Annotated in this window: 23 protein-coding genes; 11 read left to right on the top strand and 12 right to left on the bottom strand. The window is 60.8% G+C overall.

Features of this window, described 5'->3' with window-relative positions:
• Positions 1–3 precede the first annotated feature (3 nt).
• From GM658_RS03105 to GM658_RS03090, 4 genes are all read left to right on the top strand, one after another.
• Positions 4–1,497 carry an RNA polymerase factor sigma-54 gene (locus GM658_RS03105; protein WP_155452558.1) on the top strand — a complete coding sequence of 498 codons (1,494 nt, stop codon included), beginning with the start codon at positions 4–6 and terminating at the stop codon, positions 1,495–1,497.
• Positions 1,498–1,569: 72 nt separating this feature from the next.
• Positions 1,570–1,929, top strand: coding sequence for a ribosome hibernation-promoting factor, HPF/YfiA family (gene hpf, locus GM658_RS03100; RefSeq protein WP_155452557.1), 360 nt, complete (start codon positions 1,570–1,572; stop codon positions 1,927–1,929).
• Positions 1,930–1,994: 65 nt separating this feature from the next.
• Positions 1,995–3,080, top strand: coding sequence for an enoyl-CoA hydratase/isomerase family protein (locus GM658_RS03095; RefSeq protein WP_155452556.1), 1,086 nt, complete (start codon positions 1,995–1,997; stop codon positions 3,078–3,080).
• Positions 3,077–3,538, top strand: coding sequence for an Lrp/AsnC family transcriptional regulator (locus tag GM658_RS03090; protein ID WP_130315875.1), 462 nt, complete (start codon positions 3,077–3,079; stop codon positions 3,536–3,538). Before GM658_RS03095 ends, GM658_RS03090 begins: the two co-directional genes overlap by 4 nt.
• A 7-nt stretch (positions 3,539–3,545) precedes the next feature.
• Here GM658_RS03090 and GM658_RS03085 read toward each other — a convergent pair whose 3' ends face one another.
• Genes GM658_RS03085 through GM658_RS03075 form a run of 3 tightly spaced genes read right to left on the bottom strand, consistent with a single transcriptional unit; the run spans position 3,546 to position 5,731 of the window.
• A complete protein-coding gene (locus tag GM658_RS03085; protein WP_155452555.1) occupies positions 3,546–4,562 on the bottom strand; it encodes a metal-dependent hydrolase in 1,017 nt (338 codons plus the stop codon).
• A gap of 58 nt (positions 4,563–4,620) precedes the next feature.
• Entirely contained in the window at positions 4,621–4,950 is a 330-nt protein-coding gene (locus GM658_RS03080) for a hypothetical protein (RefSeq protein ID WP_155452554.1), read from the bottom strand.
• Between the two features lie 46 nt (positions 4,951–4,996).
• On the bottom strand, positions 4,997–5,731 hold the full coding sequence (locus GM658_RS03075) for a hypothetical protein (protein ID WP_155452553.1): 735 nt from the start codon (positions 5,729–5,731) through the stop codon (positions 4,997–4,999).
• A 142-nt stretch (positions 5,732–5,873) separates the two neighbouring features.
• Between GM658_RS03075 and GM658_RS03070 the strand changes: the two genes are divergently transcribed.
• Together GM658_RS03070 and GM658_RS03065 are read left to right on the top strand one after the other, a co-directional pair.
• Entirely contained in the window at positions 5,874–6,248 is a 375-nt protein-coding gene (locus GM658_RS03070) for a VOC family protein (RefSeq protein ID WP_155452552.1), read from the top strand.
• 77 nt (positions 6,249–6,325) lie between these two features.
• On the top strand, positions 6,326–6,820 hold the full coding sequence (locus GM658_RS03065) for an arsinothricin resistance N-acetyltransferase ArsN1 family B (protein WP_155452551.1): 495 nt from the start codon (positions 6,326–6,328) through the stop codon (positions 6,818–6,820).
• 89 nt (positions 6,821–6,909) lie between these two features.
• On the opposite strand, the gene GM658_RS03060 is transcribed toward GM658_RS03065, so the two are convergent.
• On the bottom strand, positions 6,910–7,656 hold the full coding sequence (locus GM658_RS03060) for an SDR family oxidoreductase (protein WP_155452550.1): 747 nt from the start codon (positions 7,654–7,656) through the stop codon (positions 6,910–6,912).
• Between the two features lie 10 nt (positions 7,657–7,666).
• On the bottom strand, positions 7,667–8,146 hold the full coding sequence (locus GM658_RS03055) for a carboxymuconolactone decarboxylase family protein (protein ID WP_155452549.1): 480 nt from the start codon (positions 8,144–8,146) through the stop codon (positions 7,667–7,669).
• 67 nt (positions 8,147–8,213) lie between these two features.
• Here GM658_RS03055 and GM658_RS03050 point away from each other — a divergent pair, with 67 nt between their 5' ends.
• Positions 8,214–9,230 (top strand): GlxA family transcriptional regulator, encoded by a 1,017-nt coding sequence (locus tag GM658_RS03050; protein WP_155452548.1) that lies wholly within the window; start codon positions 8,214–8,216, stop codon positions 9,228–9,230.
• Positions 9,231–9,261: 31 nt separating this feature from the next.
• Here the strand turns inward: GM658_RS03050 and rapZ are convergent, their stop codons facing one another.
• The 5 genes from rapZ to ilvA form a co-directional block, all read right to left on the bottom strand.
• Positions 9,262–10,125 carry an RNase adapter RapZ gene (gene rapZ, locus GM658_RS03045; RefSeq protein ID WP_155452547.1) on the bottom strand — a complete coding sequence of 288 codons (864 nt, stop codon included), beginning with the start codon at positions 10,123–10,125 and terminating at the stop codon, positions 9,262–9,264.
• A 16-nt stretch (positions 10,126–10,141) separates the two neighbouring features.
• The gene (gene hprK / locus GM658_RS03040) at positions 10,142–11,077 is read right to left on the bottom strand and encodes an HPr(Ser) kinase/phosphatase (protein ID WP_028101576.1); all 936 of its coding nucleotides are present in this window, start codon (positions 11,075–11,077) and stop codon (positions 10,142–10,144) included.
• A 2-nt stretch (positions 11,078–11,079) separates the two neighbouring features.
• Positions 11,080–11,562: a PTS sugar transporter subunit IIA gene (locus tag GM658_RS03035; protein WP_028101575.1), complete on the bottom strand. Its 483-nt coding sequence runs from the start codon at positions 11,560–11,562 to the stop codon at positions 11,080–11,082.
• Positions 11,563–11,657: 95 nt separating this feature from the next.
• The gene (gene queF / locus GM658_RS03030) at positions 11,658–12,488 is read right to left on the bottom strand and encodes an NADPH-dependent 7-cyano-7-deazaguanine reductase QueF (protein ID WP_155452546.1); all 831 of its coding nucleotides are present in this window, start codon (positions 12,486–12,488) and stop codon (positions 11,658–11,660) included.
• Between the two features lie 176 nt (positions 12,489–12,664).
• Positions 12,665–14,197, bottom strand: a complete 1,533-nt coding sequence (ilvA, locus tag GM658_RS03025; protein ID WP_155452545.1) for a threonine ammonia-lyase, biosynthetic — start codon at positions 14,195–14,197, stop codon at positions 12,665–12,667.
• 139 nt (positions 14,198–14,336) lie between these two features.
• Between ilvA and GM658_RS03020 the strand changes: the two genes are divergently transcribed.
• The 4 genes from GM658_RS03020 to GM658_RS03005 all read left to right on the top strand — a co-directional run bounded on the left by GM658_RS03020 (position 14,337) and on the right by GM658_RS03005 (position 19,915).
• Positions 14,337–14,831, top strand: a complete 495-nt coding sequence (locus tag GM658_RS03020; protein WP_155452544.1) for a YqaA family protein — start codon at positions 14,337–14,339, stop codon at positions 14,829–14,831.
• A 208-nt stretch (positions 14,832–15,039) separates the two neighbouring features.
• The gene (locus tag GM658_RS03015; RefSeq protein WP_155452543.1) at positions 15,040–19,047 is read left to right on the top strand and encodes a DUF3683 domain-containing protein; all 4,008 of its coding nucleotides are present in this window, start codon (positions 15,040–15,042) and stop codon (positions 19,045–19,047) included.
• A complete protein-coding gene (locus tag GM658_RS03010; RefSeq protein WP_155452542.1) occupies positions 19,044–19,499 on the top strand; it encodes an HIT family protein in 456 nt (151 codons plus the stop codon). The genes GM658_RS03015 and GM658_RS03010 overlap by 4 nt, the downstream gene beginning before the upstream one ends.
• Complete coding sequence (locus GM658_RS03005; protein WP_155452541.1) at positions 19,496–19,915, top strand: gamma-butyrobetaine hydroxylase family protein; 420 nt, start codon at positions 19,496–19,498, stop codon at positions 19,913–19,915. Before GM658_RS03010 ends, GM658_RS03005 begins: the two co-directional genes overlap by 4 nt.
• Here GM658_RS03005 and GM658_RS03000 read toward each other — a convergent pair whose 3' ends face one another.
• Both GM658_RS03000 and GM658_RS02995 read right to left on the bottom strand, forming a co-directional pair.
• Complete coding sequence (locus GM658_RS03000; RefSeq protein ID WP_155452540.1) at positions 19,916–20,581, bottom strand: PEP-CTERM sorting domain-containing protein; 666 nt, start codon at positions 20,579–20,581, stop codon at positions 19,916–19,918.
• Positions 20,582–20,771: 190 nt separating this feature from the next.
• Positions 20,772–21,020, bottom strand: a complete 249-nt coding sequence (locus tag GM658_RS02995; protein ID WP_028101568.1) for a hypothetical protein — start codon at positions 21,018–21,020, stop codon at positions 20,772–20,774.
• Positions 21,021–21,037: the final 17 nt, after the last annotated feature.

Below are 21,037 nucleotides of genomic sequence, written 5' to 3'. Positions count from 1 at the left end.
GTCATGAAACAAACACTGCAACTGCGAACCTCGCAACACCTGGCGCTGACGCCGCAGCTGCAACAATCCATCCGCCTGCTGCAGCTGTCCACGCTGGAGCTGCACCAGGAGTTGGAACAGCTGCTTGGCGACAATCCCATGCTGGAGCGCCTCGACGATCCGCTCGACCACTCGGTGCGCCTGCTGGCCGATGGCGCCATCAGCCAGGGCAGCGGCAATGGCGCGGAAGGTCCCGCCACGCCTGCGCAAGAAGGCCCGCCAGGCGAAGGCGGCGAAACGGCGGCCGCCGCCGAAGGCGAAGGCTATGAAGGCGGCGAAGGCGAAGGCAGCAACGGCGGCGACGATGGCGACTGGAGCAGCAGCTCCGGCAGCAAGTCCGCCGATGACGAAGACAGCCGCCCGCAGCTGGAAGCCTCCGGCTGCACCCTGCGTGAACACCTGCTGGAACAGATGCGCGTGACGGTGCAGGAGCCGCGCGACCGTGCCCTGATGGAAATGATCATCGACGCACTGGACGACAACGGCTACCTGGAAGAACCGCTGGAAGAAATCCATGAGCGCCTGCCGCCCGAGCTGGAAATCGAACTGGATGACCTGCGCTGCAGCCTGGTGCTGCTGCAAAGCTTCGACCCGCCCGGCGTCGCTGCGCGCAATGCCTCGGAGTGCCTGGCGCTGCAGATCAAGCGCATGCCCGGCGTACCGCTGGTGACGCGCCGCATGGCCCTGCTGATCGTGGAGAAATACCTGACCTGGTTCGCCCAGCGCGAATTCAACAAGCTGAAAAAAGCGCTCGACTGCGACGACGAAGACTTGCGCGAGGCGCAGTGCGTGATCCGCCAGTGCAATCCGCATCCGGGCGCCGAGTTCGCGTCCGGCGAATCCGATTACGTCGTGCCCGACGTGATCGTGAAGAAGGGCCGCAACGGCTGGCTGGTCACGCTCAATAACGATGTGGTGCCGCGCCTGCGCGTGAATGCGCTGTACGCCAACCTGCTCAAGCAGGGCAAGGGCGAGTCGCAGATGAACGGCCAGCTGCAGGAAGCAAAATGGCTGATCAAAAATATGCGCCAGCGCTTTGACACCATCCTGCGCGTAGCGGAAGCGATAGTAGAAAGACAAAAGAATTTTTTCAGCCATGGCGCGGTCGCCATGAGGCCCCTTGTGTTGCGTGAAATTGCTGATACACTGGGACTACACGAGAGCACTATTTCTCGCGTAACAACTCAAAAATATATGCTCACCCCGCATGGCATGTTTGAGTTGAAATATTTCTTTGGTAGCCACGTCGCGACCGAAGCTGGGGGTGAGGCTTCATCGACCGCGATACGGGCACTGATCGTGCAATTGACAGGAGCAGAAGACCCGAAAAATCCTTTATCCGACAGTAAGATTGCGGACATGCTGGGAGAACAAGGCATGGTGATTGCGCGACGGACTGTTGCCAAATATCGAGAAGCGTTGAAAATCCCTCCGGTAAGCCTCCGCAAATCTTTGTAGTGCAGTGCATGGGTTCCTCTGTGCGCCACGGCGCGTACGAACTCGAGAGCGACATCATCTTTAGGAGTGTGTATGAATCTCACCATCAGTGGACATCATGTCGAAGTGACCCCGGCCATTCGCGAGTACGTTCAGAACAAGCTGGAACGAGTCAAGCGCCATTTCGATCAAGTAATCGATATTGCTGTCATCCTGACTGTAGATAACCTCACCGAGAAAGAGAAACGCCAGAAAGCGGAAATCAACCTGCGCATGTCTGGCAAAACTGTTTACGTCGAAAGCCTGTCGCAAGATCTCTACGCCGCCATCGACACCCTGATTGATAAACTGGATCGCCAGGTCATGAAGTACAAAGACCGTGTGCAGAACCACAATCATGCGGCCATCAAGCATTTCCCGGATACGTACGAAGCACCACCCACCGCCATATAAAGGACTGGCCGTGTAGCACACCAAAGGGCGCAATTGGCGCCCTTTTTTGCGGTTAAAATAATTGCATGAGCGAACACGTCCAAACCCATATCTCCAACGGCACCGGCTTCATCACGCTGGACCGCCCCAAGGCCCTTAATTCCCTGTCCCTCGACATGGTGCGCGCAATGACCCAGGCGCTGCTGGATTGGCGCGACGACGCGTCCGTGGCCGCGGTGGTCGTACGCAGCAGCAGCGAGCGCGCCTTGTGCGCCGGTGGCGATATCCGCTTCTTCCACGATGTCGGCCGCGCCAGCACCCAAGGCGGCAGCGCACTGCTGGAGGACTTCTTCACCGAAGAATATGCGCTCAACCACCTGATCCATTTCTATCCCAAGCCTTATGTGGCGCTGATGGATGGCGTGGTAATGGGCGGCGGCATGGGCATCGCCCAGGGCGGTCCGGATTGCGGCGTACGCATCGTCACCGGCCGCACCAAGATGGCCATGCCGGAAGTGAATATCGGCCTGTTCCCGGACGTCGGCGGCAGCCACTTCCTGTCGCATGCGCCCGGCCAGTTGGGAATGTGGCTGGGCCTGACGGGCCTGACCGTCGGCGCTGCCGATGCGCTTTACCTGGACCTGGCCGACTACTTCGTGCCGGAGACCGAACTGGCCGCGCTGACCGCGCTGGTCGAATCCACTCCCGGCAAGTCTCTGCGCGACGCGATTGCCGTCTTCGCCGGCCCGCATAACGCCTTTGCTGGGGACAGCGAGCTGGAAGTGCAACGCGCGCTGATCGACCAGCATTTCTCGGCAGGCTCGGTGCCCGCCATCATGGAATCGCTGCGCGGCGACAGCCATCCGTTCGCGCAGAAGTCCCTGAAAGCGATGGAATTGCGTTCGCCATTGATGATGTGCGTGACCCACGAACTGCTCAAGCGCGGCGCCGCATCGGGCGTGTCCGATTGCCTGCGCATGGAGCGCAACCTCGTGCGCCGCAACTTCGAGCACGGAGAAATCTATGAAGGCGTGCGTGCGCTGGTGATCGACAAGGACAACCAGCCGAAGTGGAATCCCGCTACGCTGGCCGAGGTCTCACCCGAGATGGTGGCCCGCTTCTTCGAGCCATGCTGGCCGGCCTGGGCGCATCCGCTGCGCCATCTCGCATGAGGGAACTGGACCGGATCGATCGCGGCATCCTCAATATCCTGCAAGAAGATGCCAGCACGCCGCTGCGCGAAATCGCAGAGCGCGTGCATTCGTCGGTCGCCACCTGTCAGCGCCGCATCGAAAAGCTGCGCGCCGACGGCGTACTGGTGAAAGCGGTCGCACTGGTCGATCGCGCGCTGGCTGGCCGCCCGCTGACGGTCTTCGTGTCGGTAGAACTGGAAAAGCAGAACACCGACATCCTCAAGCAATTCGAGCACCGCATGCGCTCCGAACCGGAGGTGATGTCCTGCTACGAAGTGGCGGGCGAATTCGACTTCCACCTGATCGTCACAGTGGAATCGATGGAAGAATACAGCGCCTTCACCCGCCGCGTCTTCACCTCCCACCACAACGTCATCAACGTCAAGAGCCTGTTCGCCATGAACTGCTCGAAGTTCGAGACCAAGCTGACGCTTTGAGCTTGCATTACATTTGCTCTCCGCGTACTTTTTCAAAGAATGTCTGCGGCGCTTTGGCAACGATGACTTTCCCTGGCAGGGTCTTTTCAAGGAATGCGATCACGGCCTGCTCTGCATCCTTGTTCTGCATCAGGGAAAGGTCCTTCGCGTCCTGCCCTGCAAGCAGAAACCGATAGTGCCGATTTCCCTGCTGGCCGTAGACTTTAAGCTGATCTATCTCTGCAAGGGGCATGGCTTCCACTGTTTGCCTGAATCCTGGATTTCGGAATAGCAGGGTGTGTTCCAAGACGGCGACGATCGGCTCGCCATCCGGCCCGAGCTTGCGCATCTGGAAGCAGCGCATGATTGCCATGGCCACGAACATGCCAACGGCCCCCAGCAAATGGCCGTTGCCCGCGAAGTGATAGAACAGGGCCAGCGCAGCCCCGATGGCATAGAGACCCAGCTCGCGGGTCATGGCGATCGGTTTGAAGACGCCATGTTGCGTTACGTGGAAAGAAGGAAGCTGCGTTCTCCGATCCCAGGCTGCCAGCATCACCGCACAACATGGCAGCCAGACCCAGAGAATTTCGGATTTGATGGCCGCGACACCGCCAGGGCCGAAGAAGCGATCCGCGGTCAAAGGAGAAACCTTGATGAGCTGCGCGGCGAAGAACATTCGTTGCTCCGATAGCGGCCACCAAAGCGCCGCACCTAGGCCGCCGGTTGTGCACATATCAAGCAATGGATGCGAGACGCAGGCGAACGCTACAAAGGCCGCTGCGGTCCGTCGGCCCGCATGCAACCATGGTGCAAACAGGGCCGCCAGCATGCCCAATGCAAGCGCAAATACGATCGAGTGCGAAGCCCCCCGATGGCCGAATTGGTCGCCGTACTCGATGCCGAGTTTGAGTCCGATGACGTCCAGGTCAGGCATCATCGAAGCAAGCATTCCTGCGATAAGCAGCTTGCGTGAAATGCGTCGCGGTCCGAGCGCGAAGCCGAGTGCCAGCGGGATCGCGGCGTGCGTGAGAATAGTCGGCATGGTGCTTACTCGTAGTGCGCGAGCACGAGGACTGCGGACCGGAATGCTTGCTGCGCTGTCACTCTTTAGGGCAATCGACTGGAGGCAGCGGACCAAACACGACTTCGGATTCCGGCGGGCCGGAAGTCTGCAGGATGTAGACGACTTTGGCGGCGGTGTCGATGTACATCATGTGTGCACGGCCGCCGGGCAGCATGCCGGGGGAATTGAGGTTGATCTGGCGTGTGTCGCGCAGATGCTCTGGCAGCTTGGGCACGGTGGGCCATTTTTCCTGCGTGCCGGACGGCGACACGAAGTGGCCGTAGTGCGCGGCTGTGCAGCGCCAGATCGGGTCCGGCTCAACGGGTGCAGAGCCTAGCGCTGCTGCAAGCAGTAATGAGATCGCCATATGCTGATGATAGATCAATAGTCTGGTGACGCATCAGATTAATTTGTTACCTTTGGCTGAGCTGTGGCCTGGCTGGTGGCGCTCCGCTTTCCATACGGATGCGCAGCACGCCGTCTTCCTTGACCAGCAGAACGGCGTAAGAGTGCGAGGTCGATGCTGCGCCGGTCTGATCGCTACGCGCGACGCCGCCGGTGATCATCACCGCCTGGTCGCCGATCTTTTCGAATGCTAATCCTTGCCAATGGAACATGACGGGCGGTTTCCAGCTGCTCGCATATTCCTTCGACAGTTTGTCGAACGGAACTTCTTCCTTCCACTCTCCGCCAATGAAGATGGTGCCCCGCCGGGAATAGCGGTTGGCAAGTGCCTTACGGTCGCCTGCGGCGAGGTCGTCGGCGTAGGTGCGCATGAAGAACTGCGCAAGATCGAGGATGTCGGTGGCCGCGGGATCGCTACAGGGGATCTTTGGCAAGGGGCCGAAGATCACCACGGAATCCAGCGTCCCGGCGGCTTGCTCGATATAAGCCTTGCCGCTCTTGGTATCCGCATACATCACGTGCGACTTGCCGCCGGCGTATGCGCCCGGGGTGGCAAGCAAGATGGTGCTTTTGCCGCGCAGATGTTCCGGCAAGGATTTCAGCACGGGCCATTTGGCCGAGGTGCCGGATGGGGAAACGAAGGCCCCATAGTACTTCCCAGTGCAGAGCCAAGCCGGATCAGGGTCGACATCGGCGCCGGCGGCGCCAACGGCGGCAGCTGCCAGCAGTACGAGTAAGCTCATTGTTCTCCGCTCCTTCGCGCATGAAGAAGTGAGCTTAGCATAAAGCTAAGTGAAAAAATTTCCCACTGGCCTGTGTGAAATCGGGAAACCGTTCCACTCGGACTGCCTAAGATGAGCGCTCGTCGTTTGAAAGGAGAGCATCATGATTGACCACGTATCCATCGCCACCTGCGACCTGCCGCGCGCCGTGGAATTCTACAAGGCTTGCCTGGAGCCGCTCGGCTACAGCGTGCAGCACCAGGACGCTGGACAGGCCATCTTCGGCGCAGACGGCCACTGGGCCTTCGCCATCTATCCGGCGCAAGGCGACGCGCCCCTGGTGGGACAGCGCGGCCATATCGCCATCAGGGCCAAGTCGCAGCTGGCGACGCACGCCTTCCACGCCAACGCCATCGCGCAAGGTGCGGCCTCGCTGCGCGCCCCGGGCCTGCGTCCTGACGTCAACGAGCGCTATTTTGGGACCATGATCACCGATCCGGACCAGCATACGATCGAAGTGGTGCACTGGATGGACTAATTTGGTGCACGGGGCCGGCCGACGGCTGGCCCGCATCTTGCTGTAACGCTTGGATCATTCACTTTACCGAAGCGCTCATGACCACCATCCGCTCAGCCCACCCGGCCGATGCCGCCGCGATCGCGGCAATTTACAACCACTACGTCGCTACCACCACCATCACTTTCGAGGAAGCGGAAGTCGGCATCGACGACATGGCCAGCCGCATCGCGAAAGTCATCTCTTCCAAGCTTCCATGGCTGGTGCTGGAGCAGGAAGGCAACATCCTCGGCTATGCCTACGCCAGCAAATGGAAAGAACGCTCCGCCTACCGCTTTTCGGTCGAGAGTTCGATCTACCTGCATCAGGCGGCGCGCGGAAAAGGCCTTGCGCGCAGGCTGTACCAGCATCTGTTCAACCTGCTGCGCCAAAGCGGTGTGCACTTGGTGATTGGCGGGGTGGCGTTACCCAACGAGGCCAGCGTGGGCCTGCACGAAAAAATGGGCTTCCAGCCTGTTGGCGCCTTCAAGGAAGTCGGCCGCAAGTTCGGCCGCTGGATCGACGTCAGCTATTGGCAGTTGCGGCTGGAGTGAGGGCCCCAATGGCGTTGTCGCCCGCAAGATCGCGCGCCGCAGCGGACTGGCCGCAGATGCCGACTGCCACTTCCCAGAAATGGCCGAGCTCATTGCCTCTGCCAATCGTCATAACGCAGTTTGCCGAGGCGGACTTTTGAGTTGGATGCGGGCACCAAGCTCGTATCATCCAGTTCCGTACCAAAGTACAGCGCTTTCGGATCGGTGACGATAGCGCGCGTTTCGCCAATTGCCGCCAGTGCGCGGCCGACGATCAGGTCGAGCCGGAATTGTTCAGGACCTGCCACTTCCACGGTGCCGTTAAGCGGCGCCGCAATGGCCGCTTCGGCTACTGCCGCAGCGACGTCGTCCGAAGCGATAGGCTGGATCAGCGCGGGCGACAGGCGAATCGCCCCCTCTACCACTGAACCTTGCCCGATCCCGGCCATGAATTCCATGAATTGGGTGGCGCGCACGATGGTGTAGGGAATTCGGCCATCCTTGATGATATTCTCCTGCGCGACCTTGGCACGCATGTAGCCGCTATTTGGCATGCGCTCTGCGTTGACGATGGACAGCGCCACGTGATGCTTCACGCCCGCTTGTGATTCAGCCGCCAGCAGGTTGCGGCTAGATCCAGTGAAGAAGGCCATTACATCGTCGTCAGCCCAGGAGGGCGAGTTGGCTACGTCGACCACGACATCCGCACCTGCCAGCGCATCTTCCAGGCCTTCGCCCGTGACCGCATTTACACCGCCTTTGGGTGAGGCGGCAATCACTGCATGACCCTTGCCACTCAGGATGGCGACTACTTTGCTGCCTATCAGGCCAGTGCCGCCGATAATTACGATTTTCATTTCAAGCTCCTTATACCAGGCCGGATTGGTCCAGGCCGAAATTCTTGTCGAACGAACCCGGCACCAGCGTGAAGGCTATATTGGCGCGGTTCCATGCGTTGATGGACATGATCACGAAGGTCAGGTCGGACAATTCCTTTTCCGAGTATTGCGTACGTACGCGCTCATAGACATCTGTGGGGACTCCCTGTTCAGGAATTCTGGTCAGGATCTCGGTCCAGGCCAGCGCGGCGCGTTCGCGCTGTTCAAACAGGGGCGACTCACGCCAGTTCACCAGATGGTGCAAGCGCAGTTCCCGTTCGCCGTGCATGCGGGCTTGCTTGATGTGCATGTCCAGGCAAAAGGCGCAGCCGTTCATCTGCGAGGCGCGAATTTCCACCAGATGGCGAATCGATTGTTCGATGCTGCTGGACTCCAGTGCATTGCCGAGCTCAATCATCTTCTTGACGAGTTCCGGGGATTGTTGGAAGTAGTTGATACGCTGGCTCATGGTCTATCCTTTCAGGTGCCGGGGTCACATTGACAGCCTCATGTTAGGCGACGGAGAATCAGCTGAAATGACGAATACCCCTGAATTCCTGCCAACGTCCCGCCTGGTGCTTTTCCTGGCTTATGAGGAAGTCGGCCTGTTTGATTTGACCGGTCCCCAGACCGTGTTCTGGGCAGCCGACAAGCGCTTGCGCGCGCGTGGCCAGGCAGGCTATGTGCTGCATACGGCCAGTGTGAGTGGGGGACTGGTAGGCTCCGCAGAGGGGCTGGCAATCATGACGGAGCCGCTCGACGCCTTCGACCCGATGGACGTCGATACCATTGTCGTTCCAGGCTCGCCGCACATGCCGCGTATCCAGTGGCTGCAACAGAAGCTGACGGACTGGTTGCGCCAGGCTTCTTCGCAATCGCGCCGTACGGTTTCTGTATGCAGCGGCACGTTCCTGCTGGCGCAGGCAGGGCTGCTTAACGGCAAGCGCGCGGCCACGCATTGGGCCATGTGCGACTTGCTCAGGGAGCGCTTCCCATCTGTTGAAGTCGATAGCGACGCAATCTTCGTGCGGCAGCAGGCGGTGTGGACTTCGGCCGGTGTCAGTGCGGGCGTCGATCTCGCGCTTGCGCTGGTGGAAGCCGATTGCGGACACGCCATCGCCATGCAGGTGGCGCGCGAGCTGGTGGTATTCCTCAAGCGCCCCGGTGGACAAGCACAGTTCAGCGAACTTTTGCTGGCGCAGTCGGAGGAGGGGGAACTTTTCGAACGCCTGCATCTCTGGATCATGGATAACTTGACGCTTGAGCCGATGTCGGTGGAGGTCATGGCAGAGCGGGTGAATATGAGCCCGCGCAATTTCGCTCGCGTCTATAAACAGAAAACGGGGCGCACTCCTGCCAAGGGCGTGGAGGTGTTGCGGATAGAAGCTGCGCGCCGCATGCTGGAGGGTTCGCCGCGCAAAGTGGAGCAAATCGCGCGGCTGTGCGGTTTCGGCAACGAGGAGCGCCTACGGTCAGTGTTTCAGCGCACCCTTGGCGTGGCACCGCGAGATTACCGCAGGTGTTTTGCCGTCAAGGCTGATTCCTCCGTGTAGGCGCCAAAGTGGCTGGATGAACCTGCGGTCTTCAGGTTTGCTCGCGGTGGCGCAGCACCACGGTTTCGACCGGTGCGAAATGGCGCGCCAGGCGTTCAGCCATATAGACTGAGCGGTGCTGGCCGCCAGTGCAGCCGACCGCGACCGTCAGGTAGGAACGGTTGTCGCGCTTGAAGTGCGGCAGCCATTTGGTGACGAAGTTTTTGATATCCTGGAACATCTCTTCCGCGCTTTCCTGTGCATCGAGGAAGGCGATCACTGGCGCGTCGCGGCCGTTCAGCGGACGCAGCGCCAGGTCATAATAGGGATTCGGGATGGCGCGCACGTCGAACATGAAGTCGGCGTCGAGCGGCACGCCAACCTTGAAGGCGAACGATTCGAACAGCAGCGTCAACGGCGCGTTTTCGCTGTGCACCAGGTCCTTGATCCAGGCGCGCAGCTTGTTGGCGCTCATCTCCGAAGTGTCGATCACGTGGCCAAGCTGCTGGATGGCAGACAGGCGTTCGCGTTCTTCGGCGATACTTTCAATCAGCGTGCGGCGGCCGGCAGGATTCTGGCCCGGGTGGACTTCATGCGACAGGGGATGGCTGCGGCGGGTTTCCGAAAAGCGTGCCACCAGCGAGTGTGTGTTCGCGGTAAGGAAGATCACCTTGACCTCGTGGCCGTCCTCTTTCAGCTTGCGGTATTCACCGGGCAGGCTGGCAAGGCTGGATGCACTGCGCGCATCGACCGCAACGGCGAGCGCCGACGTGCCGTCCAACGCAAGGCGGTTGACCAGGTCGGGCAGCAGCGCGGGCGGCAGGTTGTCGACGCAGTAGTAACCTGTGTCTTCGAGCACGTTCAGCGCAACGGACTTGCCTGCGCCGGAAATACCAGTGAGTAGGACGATTCGCATGTGACTGATAGTACCATCAGTCGCCGGACATGGCTTGGCGCTGGCGCTCCATGAATTCTTGCAGGGTGTCGATGCCGCGCAACTGCAGGATGGTGTTGCGTACCGCGGCTTCCAGCAGCACCGCGATATTGCGGCCGGCGGCGACGGGAATCACGACCTTGCGGATCGGAAGCCCCAGCACGTCTTCGGTCGGGAACTGGAACGGCAGTCGCTCCACTTCTTCTTCCAGCGCCGAGCGGCGCACCAGGTGCACGATCAGTTTCAATCGCATCTTGCGGCGCACGGCGGTCTCGCCAAAGATCGCTTTGATATCGAGCAGGCCCAGGCCGCGCACTTCCAGCAGGTTTTGCAGCAGCGGTGGGCAGCGGCCTTCAATCATGTTCGGTGCAATGCGCGCGAATTCCACCGCATCATCGGCCACCAGGCCGTGCGAACGTGAAATCAATTCAAGACCCAGTTCGGATTTACCGAGGCCGGAGTCGCCGGTGATCAGCACGCCCACCCCCAGCACGTCCATGAATACGCCGTGCATGATGATGCGCTGCGCCAGCTTTTTCGACAGATAGACGCGCAGGAAGTCGATCACCTGTGCCGCCGGAAGCGGGGTGGAGAACAGCGGGATATTCTTTTCGTCGCAGATCGCCAGGATGTCCGGCGGGGTCTCAAGGCCCTGGGCGATGATCAGCGCCGGTGGGCCGCCCGCGATCAGCTCACCGATCACATGGGCGCGCGTCAGCGATTTGAGGCGCTGGTAGTAGTTGATTTCCTGGTGGCCGAACACCTGGATGCGTCCAGGGTGGATGGTATTCAAGTGGCCGACCTGGTCGGCGGCCGAAGCCACGTCGCCGGAGATCAGGCGCTCGCCGCCAGGGAAGCCGGCGAACCAGCCCAGCTGCAGGGTTTCGCGATTATCGTCGTACAGTCTCTGGATCGTCAGCGGCGTTTGCAGCATGTTCAACCTGCCGCTTGCAGGCTAGGCTGCCAGTTGACGATGCGGCTGTAGACCGATTTCGGGTCCGGGTCTTCCGTCAGGGCCTGGCGGAAGGCATCGTCCGAGAACATTTCCGCAATCTCGGACAGGATTTCGAGGTGCTGCTGTGTCACGTGATCAGGGATGAGCAGGAAGAACAGCAGGTTCACCGGCTTGCCGTCCGGCGATTCGAAAGGAATCGGCTCAGCCAGGCGGACGAAGGCGGCCAGCGGCGCCTTCAGGCTCTTGGAACCCTTGATGCGCCCGTGCGGTACCGCCACGCCGTGACCGAGGCCGGTGGAGCCCAGGCGTTCGCGCGCGAACAGGTTGTCCGAAACGGTGGAGCGAGCAATGCCGCAGTTGTTCTCAAAGATCAGGCCGGCTTGCTCGAAAGCGCGCTTTTTGCTGGAGACTTCCAGGTCGAGCTGGACGTTCTCTAGCGAAAGGATTTTGCTCAGGTTATTCATGACACGACATTAGGTGCTGTTGCGAGCGCATTATAGGCTTGTTTCTCAGCCGTGTAACTCGAATTTCACGCAATGTTTCCCGTTGGAAAAACCTTTTACTGGCGGGCGTTGCGCAAATTGGACGGCCGCTGTGCACTACTAAAGTTGGTGCGCCATGGGTTGATATCAAGGCCGCCCCTACGGGTATATCGGGCATACACCGTCAAATGTTGAGGCTTGCATTGACGTAGTATGTCGGTAAAGATGCGCTCGACGCACTGTTCATGGAACTCATTATGCTCCCGGAAACCGATCAGGTACTTGAGCAAGCTCTCCTGGTCGATCTGCGGACCGTAGTAGCTGATCTGCACGCTGCCCCAGTCGGGCTGGCCGGTGACCAGGCAGTTTGACTTGAGCAGGTGGGAAACGAGGGTTTCCTCTACTGGCAGTTCGTCGAAGTTGGCTTTCAGGGTTTCCGGCTGCGGCGAATAGTTGTCGACGTCGATGTCCAGGCGGTCCAGCAGCTGGCCTTCGAGTTCACCCATTTCCAGCTTGGCGAAGTCTTCCTGCATGGTCAGGGTGACGTGCACATTGGCGCCGGCGGCGGCCGACAAATCCTGCTGCAGCAGCATTTTCAGCGCATCCGGGCCGGCCAGCCTGGTCTGGTTGAAGGAATTGAGGTAAAGCTTGAAAGATTTCGATTCGATCAAGTTCGGCGAGTCGGCCGGGATGGTGAAGCGCGCCACCGCCACTTGCGGCTTGCCGCGCATGTTCAGCCAGGAGAGCTCGTAGCCGTTCCAGATGTCCACGCCGAAGAAGGGCAGGGTGCCTTTCAGGCCCAGCTCATCGCGCTTGCCCTGGCGCGGGATGGGGAACAGCAGTTCTGGCGCGTAGTCGGTGCGGTAGGCGGAGGTTTTGCCGAGGGGGGAGTGCTCTGGGAGGTTCATGTTCGACAGTTTACCTGAAACCCGGTAAACCCGGGTCTGACCCAAGGGTCAGACCCCCAACGGTCTTGGGGGCGCGGGGTTGGTTCTTGTTGAGAAGATCAACGGCGCACAACTCAAACCCTTGGCGGCGGCGCAGACAGGGTCTGACCCTTGGGTCAGACCCTGGTTTACCGGGTTTAAAGGAACAGCTTATACACCGGATTCTGCGACTCATCCCAATAGCGATACCCCAGCGTCGCCAGGAACTGGGTGAATTTCTCCGCATCCTGCGCAGGCACCTGCAAGCCGATCAGGATCCGCCCCACGTCCCCGCCCTGCGAGCGGTAATGGCACAGCGAGATGTTCCACTCCGGCTCCATCGAATCAAGGAAGCGCATCAGCGCCCCCGGGCGTTCCGGGAACTCAAAGCGATACAGCAATTCATCTTTCGCCAGCTCGCTCTTGCCTCCCACCAGGTGGCGCAGGTGCGACTTGGCCAATTCATCGTGCGTGAGGTCAAGCGTCTTGAAGTCATTCTCCTCAAAGCGCCGCGCAATGGCCGACGACTCGCTGCGGTCGGCAATCTGCACACCCACAAATACGTGCGCCTGCTCTTTGTCGCTGATACGGTAATTGAACTCGGTCACATTGCGTGGACCAACCAGCCCGCAGAAGCGCTTGAAGCTGCCGCGCTGTTCCGGAATGGTGACCGCAAACACCGCCTCGCGCGCCTCGCCCAGCTCCGCGCGCTCCGCCACAAAGCGCAAGCGGTCGAAGTTCATATTGGCGCCGCTGCACACGGTCACCAGCGTCTCGCCCTTGATCGGATACTTGCTCATCTCAGCACGTTCCACATAAGCCTTGGCGCCGGCAACGGCCAGCGCGCCCGAAGGCTCCAGGATCGAGCGCGTATCGGTGAACACATCCTTGATCGCTGCGCAGATCGCATCGGTATCGACCACGATCACCTCGTCGACGAACTGCTGCGCCAGGCGGAAGGTTTCCTCGCCCACCAGGCGCACTGCGGTGCCGTCCGCAAACAGGCCGACGTCGGACAATGTCACGCGCTCGCCTGCCTTGAGCGAACGGCCCATCGCGTCCGAATCCATGGTCTGCACGCCGATCACCTTGATGTCCGGGCGCAGCTGCTTCACATACGCGGCTACACCCGCAATCAGGCCGCCGCCGCCGATCGGCACGAAGATGGCATGGATCGGGCCGGAATGCTGGCGCAGGATTTCCATGGCAATCGTGCCCTGGCCGGCGATCACTTCCGGATCGTCGAACGGATGCACGAAGGTCAGCTTCTGTTCTTTTTCCAGCTGCAGGGCGTGGTTGTAGGCGTCCGTATAGGACTCGCCATGCAGCACCACTTCCACGCTGGCGCCGCCGCGGCGACGCACGGATTCAACTTTCAGCTGCGGCGTGGTGGCCGGCATGACGATGAGTGCACGGCAACCGAGTTTGGCTGCGGACAGGGCAACGCCCTGCGCATGGTTGCCGGCCGAGGCGCAAATGACGCCGCGCTTCAATTGCGCGTCGCTCAGATTCGCCATCTTGTTGTAAGCGCCGCGTACCTTGAAGCTAAAGACGTCCTGCATGTCCTCGCGCTTGAAGTAAATCTGGTTGCCAATTCGCTGCGAGAGAATCGGCGCCAGTTCAAGCGAAGTTTCATGGGCCACGTCGTAGACGCGGGAAGTCAGGATTTTCTTCAGGTAGTCGATAGTCATGGTTTGCAAAGTAAAAGGTGTGGTGCAAAGACTGTCAACGGCGGGTAACCGGAGGAGGCGCACGCCTGCCATGCGGGTATGCGGGTGGCGGGCTGTCTAACGTGCAGAGAGCTTGGTATGGATGATTATAATTGAAGCCATGATTGAACACGCTATCCACTGGCTGCTGAACCTTTTGGCGGCGCCCGAAGTGGGGCTGGCCTCGGTATTTATCATCAGTTTTGTTTCGGCCACACTGGTGCCCTTGGGGTCGGAGCCCGCTGTCTTTGCCGTCTGTAAAGCCAATCCCGAGCTGTTCTGGCCGGCCATGGCGGTCGCCACCCTGGGCAATACGCTGGGCGGCGTGGTCGATTACTGGATCGGCTATTACGCCAAGAAGGCCTTCACTGAAGAACGCTCCAGCCGCTGGTTTGGCTGGCTGGCGCACTATGGGGCCAAGACCATGCTGCTGTCCTGGGTGCCGGGCATCGGCGACCCGCTGTGCACGCTTGGCGGCTGGCTGAAGCTGCCGTTCTGGCCATCGACCCTGTATATGGCGATCGGCAAAGGCGTGCGTTACCTGACCATGACGTCCCTGCTGTTGTACGTGCCGGATGGCTTCTGGCGCTCGCTGGCGCATACGCTTGGCGGATAAACTTCCGCATAGCAGCAATGATGCAAAATTGCGATGAGAAATTGGCGATATTTTCTGAATGAACAATGGTTTGGCTGCGCATTTGCCATGCATTATTCAGGTGGTTGACGTTAACGGAACCCTGATGCCTACTAAGGCTGTTCCCATCTTGTGCGCCGCAATAAGATAGAATGTCCTGTCCCAGCGTCAGCTCCCCCGTCCTCGCATAATGAACGCACCAGCACAAATCCAGGCACTGCTCGCCGAATCGCCAGATGGTCACGCCCCTACCCGCTTGCGGGAAATTCCGTACAACTACACGTCCTTCTCCGATCGCGAGATTGTGATTCGCCTGTTGGGCGAAGAGTCCTGGGCGTTGCTGGATGAATTGAGGGCTTCCCGCCAGACTGGCCGCTCCGCACGCATGCTGTATGAGGTGCTGGGCGATATCTGGGTCGTGCGCCGCAACCCTTACCTGCAGGACGACTTGCTGGATAACCCCAAGCGCCGCCAGGCCCTGATCGACGCGCTGCACCACCGCCTGACGGAAGTGGACAAGCGCCGCAACACCGTCGATGCCGCCGATGCCGAGTCGCAGAAGCGCAGCGGCAACGTGGAGAAGCTGTTGCGCGCCGCCAGCAAGGCAGTGGCCGACTTCGGCGAAGAATTCCGCCAGATGTACGACCTGCGCAAGCGCACGCAGAAAGTCCTGGGCAAGTACACCGAGAAGCACAATATCTGCTTCGACGGCATGAAGCGCATCACCCACGTGACCGACGCCACCGACTGGCGCGTGGAGTATCCGTTCGTGGTGCTGACCCCGGACAGCGAAGATGAAATGGCCGGCCTGGTGAAAGGCTGCATCGAACTTGGCCTGACCATCATCCCGCGCGGCGGCGGCACCGGCTACACCGGCGGTGCGATTCCGCTGACGCCGCTGTCGGCCGTGATCAACACCGAGAAGCTGCTCAAGCTGGGCGCCGTTGAAATGAAAGTGCTGCCCGGCCTGGACCGCGAGTACGCGACCGTCCATTCGGAAGCGGGCGTCATCACCAACAAGGTCAGCGAAGCGGCCGAGAAGGCGGGCTTCGTGTTTGCGGTCGACCCGACTTCGGCCCACGCTTCCTGCATCGGCGGCAATATCGCCATGAACGCGGGCGGCAAGAAGGCGGTGCTGTGGGGCACCGCGCTGGACAACCTGGCTTCGTGGCGCATGGTGGACCCGAACGGCGACTGGCTGGAAGTCACGCGCCTGGACCACAACCTGTCCAAGATCCACGATACGCCGCTGGCGCGCTTCAAGCTGGAATGGACGCATCCGAACGGCCGTGGTGAAGCCAAGGGCGAGCCGTTCAAGACCGAGATCCTGGAGATCGAAGGCCGCAAGTTCCGCAAGGAAGGCCTGGGCAAGGACGTCACCGACAAATTCCTGGCCGGCCTGCCGGGCGTGCAGAAAGAGGGCACCGACGGCCTGATCACGTCCGCCCGCTGGATCCTGCACAAGATGCCGAAGTTCACGCGCACCGTCTGCCTGGAATTCTTCGGCCAGGCCCGCGATGCGATTCCGTCGATCGTCGAAATCAAGGATTACCTGGACGGCTTGCCGGCGCAGGGCGAGCAGTTCAAGACCATCCGCCTGGCAGGCCTGGAGCACCTGGACGAGCGCTACCTGCGCGCCGTCGGCTACGCCACCAAGTCCAAGCGCGGCGTGCTGCCGAAAATGGCGCTGTTCGGCGACATCGTCGGCGACGATGAAGGCGCCGTGGCGCTGGCCGCGTCCGAAGTGGTGCGCCTGGCAAACACCCGTGTCGGCGAAGGCTTCGTGGCCGTGAGCCCGGAAGCACGCAAGAAATTCTGGCTGGACCGCGCCCGCACCGCGGCGATCGCGAAGCACACCAACGCCTTCAAGATCAATGAAGACGTGGTGATTCCGCTGAACCGCATGGGCGAATACACCGACGGCATCGAACGCATCAACATCGAGCTGTCGATCAAGAACAAGCTTCAGCTGGCGGAAGAACTGCGCGAATTCCTGGCGGCTGACAAGCTCCCGATCGGCAAGAGCGACGATGCGTCCGACGACAAGGTCGGCTACGACGAAATGCTGGGCGACCGCCAGGCCCAGGCGCTGGCGCTGGTGGACCAGGTGCACGCGCGCTGGACGTTCATCCTCGCCAACCTGGACAAACCGCTGGCCGATGTGCGCGGCGACCTGCTGGCGCTGGGCCTGCAGCACCTGGCCGGCGCGCTGGACGACCGCCTGCAGCACCAGCCGCAAGCGACCTTGTTCGACGTAGCGCAAGACCGCACCGTGCGTATCAGCTGGAAGCAGGAAATCCGCGCCCAGCTGCGCCAGATCTTCAACGGCGGCGCCTACAAGCAGATCCTCGAAGAAGCGCAGGCGATCCACAAGCGCGTGCTGCACGGCCGCGTGTTCGTGGCGCTGCACATGCACGCCGGCGACGGCAACGTGCACACCAACCTGCCGGTCAATTCGGACCATTACGAAATGCTGCAGGATGCGCACAAGGCAGTCGCGCGCATCATGAAGCTGGCCCGTTCGCTGAACGGCGTGATCTCGGGCGAACACGGCATCGGCATCACCAAGCTGGAATTCCTGACCGATGAAGAAATCGGCGCATTCCGCGAGTACAAGAAGCGCGTCGACCCGGAAGGCCGCTTCAACAAGGGCAAGCTGCTCAACCTGCCGGGCATGGAGGCGACGCTGGAAAACGCCTACACGCCGTCCTTCGGCCTGATGGGCCACGAATCGCTGATCATGCAGCAAAGCGATATCGGCGACATCGCCAACAGCGTCAAGGACTGCCTGCGCTGCGGCAAGTGCAAACCGGTGTGCTCGACCCACGTGCCGCGCGCCAACCTGCTGTATTCGCCGCGCGACAAGATCCTCGCCACCTCATCGCTGATCGAAGCTTTCCTGTACGAAGAGCAGACACGCCGCGGCATCTCGATTCGACACTGGGAAGAATTCGAAGACGTCAGCGACCACTGCACCGTGTGCCACAAGTGCGCTACGCCGTGCCCGGTCAATATCGACTTCGGCGACGTGTCGATGAACATGCGTAACCTGCTGCGCAAGATGAACAAGCGGTCGTTCAATCCGGGCAAGAAGGCGACGATGTTCTTCCTGAACGCGACCGATCCCGCGACCATCAACGCGACCCGCCAGACCATGATCGGCTGGGGCTACAAGGCGCAGCGCCTGGGGCACGAAGTGTTCAAGGCCGTGGCGCGCAAGCAGACCAAGGCGCCGCCTCCGACGGTCGGCAAGCCGGCCGTGCGCGAGCAGGTGATCCACTTCGTGAACAAGAAGATGCCGGGCAACCTGCCGAAGAAGACCGCGCGTGCGCTGCTGGACATCGAAGACAACAAGATGATCCCGATCATCCGCGATCCGAAGAAGACCAATGCCAATACCGAGGCGGTGTTCTACTTCCCGGGCTGCGGGTCGGAGCGGCTGTTCTCGCAGGTTGGCCTGGCAACGCAAGCCATGCTGTGGGAAGTAGGCGTGCAGACCGTGCTGCCGCCAGGCTACCTGTGCTGCGGCTACCCGCAGCGTGGCGCGGGCGATTTCGACAAGGCCGAGAAGATGATGACGGATAACCGCGTCCTCTTCCACCGCATGGCGAATACGCTGAACTACCTGGATATCAAGACCGTGGTGGTGTCCTGCGGCACTTGCTACGACCAGCTGGCGACCTATGAGTTCGAGAAGATCTTCCCAGGCTGCCGCATCATGGACATCCACGAGTTCCTGCTGGAGAAGGGTGTCAAGCTGGAAGGCGTGGAAGGCACGCGCTACATGTACCACGATCCTTGCCATACGCCGATGAAGCAGCAGGATCCGATCAAGACCGTGAATGCGCTGGTGTCCACCATCGACAACGTGAAGATCGAGAAGAACGACCGCTGCTGCGGCGAATCGGGCTCGCTGGCCAATGCCCGTCCGGATATTTCGACCCAGGTCCGCTTCCGCAAGGAGCAGGAGATGGTGTCGGGCGCGGACAAGCTGCGCGCCGACGGCTTCAAGGGCGACGTCAAGATCCTGACGTCCTGCCCATCCTGCATGCAGGGCCTGACCCGCTACAACGACGATTCCGGCACTACCGCCGATTACATCGTGATCGAGATCGCCAAGCACAAGCTGGGCGACAACTGGCTGGTGGATTACGTGGCGCGCGCCAATGATGGCGGCATCGAAAGGGTCCTGGTATGACGAACGCAAATTGCGACCTGTGCAAGCTGCTGGCCAGCTTTGACGCGGCGCCTGCCGGCGCTGCGAGCCCGCTGGTCTGGCGCGACGAGCGCCTGGCTGTCGTGCTGGTTGACGAGCCGGGCTATCCCGGCTACGCCCGCGTGGTGTGGCATGAGCACGTGCGCGAGATGACCGACCTGTCGCCGGAAGACCGCGGCCACGTAATGAAAACCGTGTGGGCGGTGGAACAGGCGCAGCGCACGACCATGGCGCCGCATAAAGTCAACGTGGCCAGCTTCGGCAATATGACGCCGCACGTGCACTGGCACGTCATCCCGCGTTACACTGACGATGCGCACTTCCCGAACCCGACCTGGGGCGCGAAGCAGCGCGAAGCCGATCCGGCCGCCGTGGCAGCGCGCGCGGCCTTGCTGCCGGCCCTGCGCGCGGCGATCATCCTGAACTTGAAATGAACACACCAACCGGCCTGACAGTCCACAGCAAATCGCGCTACCTCGAAATCTCTTTCGACGATGGCGCGAGCTTCAATATTCCATTCGAGCTGCTGCGCGTGTATTCGCCGTCGGCGGAAGTGAAGGGCCACGGACCGGGCCAGGAAGTACTGCAAGTCGGGAAGCGCGATGTGGCGATGACCAACCTCGAGCCGGTCGGCAATTACGCCGTCAAGCCGACTTTCGACGACGGCCACAATTCCGGCCTCTACACCTGGGATTATCTATACGGCCTGGGCGCCCGCATGGAGCACCACTGGGCCGATTACCTGAAGCGATTGGAAGCCGCCGGTTTCCCGGGCGACTCTGGCCGCGAGCCAGGAACCGTACTGCCTGGCGCATCGGCCAAGCCGCACGGTTGCGGCCATCACCACTAATTAGCGGGACTTGCGGCGGCGCATTGCCAATGCTGCGAGACCCAGGCCGACCAGGCCCAGGGAAGCCGGTTCCGGCACTTGGCTGGCAGGATCTGCCAGGTCGCTGGCGGTGAACACGACGCGGGTCCAGTCGGTGTTATCGTAAATCCAGACGTTGGCGCCGCTGCGCCAGCCGTTGAAAACGTACGATGGCGCCACGGCGTCAGTCTGGGCCCAGGTGTTTGCCTGCGTGGTGGTGTGCCAGCTCAGACGGTCACGCTCGGACATGCCGCAGGTATCAGCGGTGGTCTGGCAAACGGTATCGCCAAGGCCGGCAAAGCCCATCGACAAAGCGTTGAAATACCATTCGGTGCCATTGGCGACGTGCACAGCGTTTTGCGTCGTGTAGGTGGTTACGTCGGTGTAAAGCGCGCCGGACAGGACGTCGATCACGCCGGAATCCTTATGCATGGCGCCAATCATCACGTAGTCGCCGTGGCCCGCAAACAGGTCGGCGATCGACACGTTGCTGCCGTAGTTGCTGCTGCTGATCAGGGACCAGCCCCAGTTGTTCACGACCGTGTTGTAGGACACGTCGTTGACCGGACCAACCGGCAGGTAGGCTGCGTGGGCGCTGCCGGCGCAAGCCAGGACGGCGACGATTGCTGCGATTTGTTTTTTTAACATATTTTCCCTCAGTTATTGGACGAACGCTGAGGGAAGAGCAATCTTCGTTCCAGCCTAGAAACTCAGACTGAAAAACGGAAACAAATCAATTACTTGCAAGCAAATTGCAAGGCTGACTCGGTTGCAATGTTGTGGAAATGTAAAATTTTCCGACACCCGGCGCGGACGCCGGGTGTGGCTGGGAGGAGAATCAGTTGACCATCATTTTGCGGCGCTGGAACTCTTCGTAGCGCTGCTGTTCGCGTTCCCAGATATAGCGGAAGGCGGCGCGGGCCTCTGGAGTCAGGCGGCGGATTGCCTCAACGTTGAAGGTCATCGGATGCGGTTCAGCGGACGCCAGGGCGCGCGACTGGGCGCGGGTGGCATCGATGAACTGCTTGGTGGCTTCGTCGATATCCGGGAAAAAAATGTCCGCGGGCAATTTTTGCTGAAGCTCCATCTGAAATCTCCTAAGTA

Origin of the sequence: Massilia eburnea (assembly GCF_009720745.1) — a bacterium.
In the GTDB taxonomy this organism is placed as follows: domain Bacteria; phylum Pseudomonadota; class Gammaproteobacteria; order Burkholderiales; family Burkholderiaceae_D; genus Rugamonas; species Rugamonas eburnea.
This window is presented reverse-complemented; position numbering and strand designations above follow the sequence as displayed.